This is a genomic window from Elusimicrobiota bacterium (assembly GCA_040757695.1).
GTDB lineage: Bacteria > Elusimicrobiota > UBA8919 > UBA8919 > UBA8919 > JBFLWK01.
Window position 1 is genome coordinate 1 of sequence record JBFLWK010000199.1, and the last position, 1,805, is coordinate 1,805.

Sequence of the window (1,805 nt, forward strand, 5' to 3'; positions counted from 1 at the left end):
TTTGTGTTTGTTCATATTATTATTTTAGCAAATTCGCAAGGTGTATTGCAACATCTATTCAACTGAAATTTCAAAAGGTTATGAGAGTTTCAAAGAACATTTTACCCACTTGATCGGGAGAAGACCCCAAAATAATTTATCAGAAGAAAAACCACATCAAAAAATCTTAAAAAATCAAACAAGTTCTGTCTCTAATTTTATTTCTTTATTTTTTTACCGTATTGTTCACTTACGATTTATTATACCCAAATACGAAAAATATTTTGTTTTAATATTTATCCTTCGTATTTTTCACCCGGCACAGTTGAATAAATTTCTTCCACGTCCATTAAAACGACTGCCTTAGGCTTATGAACTTTGGTGTGAAGTTCCATTATTTTTTGCATTCTTTTCTTAAATTCTTCGTTTCCTATCTGCATTTCCATTTTTTCAAGTCTTCTTTTACGAATTTCGTCCTTTTCTTTCATAATTTCAAATGCCTTTTCATATAATGGTCCTTCAGTAATAATTTTTGCTTTACCTTTAAGTTGATAGAACCTTAACTTTTGCATGTCAGAGACTGCAAGGGCTACATTAGGATTTTCCTCCAAATTCTTTCTTGTCTTATTAAACCATATATCCACAATAAGAATTTGAGTATCGCTAATCGCCTTAAGAAGTCCAACTTGAACTACATTTGGTTTTCCATCTCTAGATGCAGTAGCAAGATCATGAAAACCTACTCCCAAACTTTGCTTTAAATCTTCATTCATTTTCATTTTGATTTACCTCCTTTCTGACTAACATCATCTTTATCCCTTTTAGTCCCTGCCACCACCCTCTGCTAAGTATAAATTGTTGACGGAACTGCAAATTATTTGGTAAGCCTAATGCTGAAGAAACATCAACTCCATTTTTAAATAGAATCTCTGGATAAAATGAAGAAGTCGGGCCATAGATAATTTTCGTCCTGGCATTTTTTGACCAATCAAGGATCTCTTCAAGAGTATCATTTACAATAGTCTGTCCAGTAATGTAGACAACATCTGCTTGAGGAAGGATCTCTCTATTCTTATTCGCGGGAAGAATTTCTAAATTAGTATTTAAGCCCTTAAAATCAATTACCTCTAATTCTTTTAAGTCCATAAGTTCAGTAACATATAATTTCTTAGCAATTGTTGCAATCAATGGAGTTAGCATAACATGGAATCCTACAGTTACTACCACATCAGCATTTTTGACTAATTTAGAAGGATCCATAAGTGAAAATCCTGGCCCGAGTGAACTTTGAACTTTATAACCTGCTGTTTCTAAAAAATTATCGTCGTTCATAAGCCTGTGTGAAAGTGCTGAAGCTATTGATGTTTTCAAAGAACGTATAAATACATTTTCACCTATATTTTCCAACTTTTCAATAGCATAATAACTGTCTAAACCGATTAGTTCCTTTAAAAAGGATGTATTATCAGGAAGATTTGTTTCATTATTCGCTATACCGCAACCAATCTTGTGGTCATCATATTCTACGTATGTTAAAGTCCAGGGACCGGTATATGTTCTTGTCACTATAATATCAATAAGGTTCCCTCTTATACCTAAGTTCTTTAATTTCTCTATAGTCTCTGTTACTAATCTCATTTTTGTTTAACCTCGTTTCTTAATTTTGATTCGGATTTTCATATAAACGCTGTTATATGATCCGAAGGGCAACCCAGCACTTTGCAAAGTGCTGAGGCAGAGTTCCGGATCCCGCCATATATCTTAAAACAAATAAGGAATTAATTTCCATCTAACTTTCTTCTTGTATTCTTTATATTCCTCGCCAA

Annotated in this window: 2 protein-coding genes; both read right to left on the minus strand. The window is 33.0% G+C overall.

What is annotated here, in order from left to right; all coding sequences use genetic code 11:
• Positions 1-275: 275 nt before the first annotated feature.
• The gene (locus AB1349_14085; GenBank protein ID MEW6558454.1) at positions 276-758 is read right to left on the minus strand and encodes a pyridoxamine 5'-phosphate oxidase family protein; all 483 of its coding nucleotides are present in this window, start codon (positions 756-758) and stop codon (positions 276-278) included.
• A complete protein-coding gene (locus AB1349_14090) occupies positions 745-1,617 on the minus strand; it encodes a DUF364 domain-containing protein (protein ID MEW6558455.1) in 873 nt (290 codons plus the stop codon). The genes AB1349_14085 and AB1349_14090 overlap by 14 nt, the downstream gene beginning before the upstream one ends.
• Positions 1,618-1,805: the final 188 nt, after the last annotated feature.

Coding starts and splice junctions, on each gene's coding strand:
- AB1349_14085 (MEW6558454.1), bottom strand. CDS start 758: ATGAAAATGAATGAAGATTTAAAGCAAAGTTTGGGAGTAGGTTTTCAT.
- AB1349_14090 (MEW6558455.1), bottom strand. CDS start 1,617: ATGAGATTAGTAACAGAGACTATAGAGAAATTAAAGAACTTAGGTATA.